The 806-nt window shown below is 36.2% G+C and carries 1 pseudogene; it reads left to right on the plus strand.

The features are described from left to right. Positions 1-806: pseudogene (locus INF68_RS23030) on the plus strand (prepilin cleavage protein); the annotation flags it as partial.

The following is an 806-nucleotide window of genomic DNA, read 5'->3' on the forward strand; positions in this document are numbered from 1 at the left end:
TACAGGCACTAATGCTAATAAATCCTCGTATAAAATCATATTAAAACGAGATGGAACTTCACCTAACTATGTTATTAATGGTCTTATAACGACATCGACGGCATGGATTGAAGGCGGAAAAACACGTTATGATTTATTAGGGAAAGCCATGCAAACAGCGGGTATTGATAGCGGAATGACCAGAACTACATCAAATGCTTTTGGTTATGGTGGTCAATGGTCAGAAACTTCTGCCAATTTCAATAATATTACCTCTGCAGGGCAATTAGCTTTCCGTGTAGGATTTAATAGCGCGTTATATTCTATCTATCTCCGTAGAGATGGAACCTTACCCATGACCGGAAACCTTAATATGGGTGGTCAAAGCGTTTATAATGCTCAGAATATAACTGCGAATGGAACAACTACAACAGGAATATTAAAAACTAATGCTGCTGCTACAGTTGGAACAACATTAAATGTAGCAGGCGTAACTACTTTAAGATCTGATTTAAATGTTTATGGAAATGGACAAATATATGGTAATTTAAACTCAAGTAATACCGTTTCTGGAAAAACTGTAATATCTCGTGGCGATACCTATACTCAAAACTGGTTCAGAATATTAGGTGATGGAGGTCTTTATTTCGAGAAATATGGGGGAAGATTAACCATGCTAGATGATAACACTATAAGTGCTGGAGAATCTAACCTTAAAACTAATTCTGTATTATATGCAACTGAAATTTCTTCTGGTAATATAAATTCTGCTGGAACAGTAACTGCTGAAAGAGTAGATGTTGTTGATTACGTATGGGCATCAGGAA

The organism is Enterobacter cloacae complex sp. P16RS2, assembly GCF_014982155.1.
Lineage (GTDB): Bacteria > Pseudomonadota > Gammaproteobacteria > Enterobacterales > Enterobacteriaceae > Enterobacter > Enterobacter cloacae_M.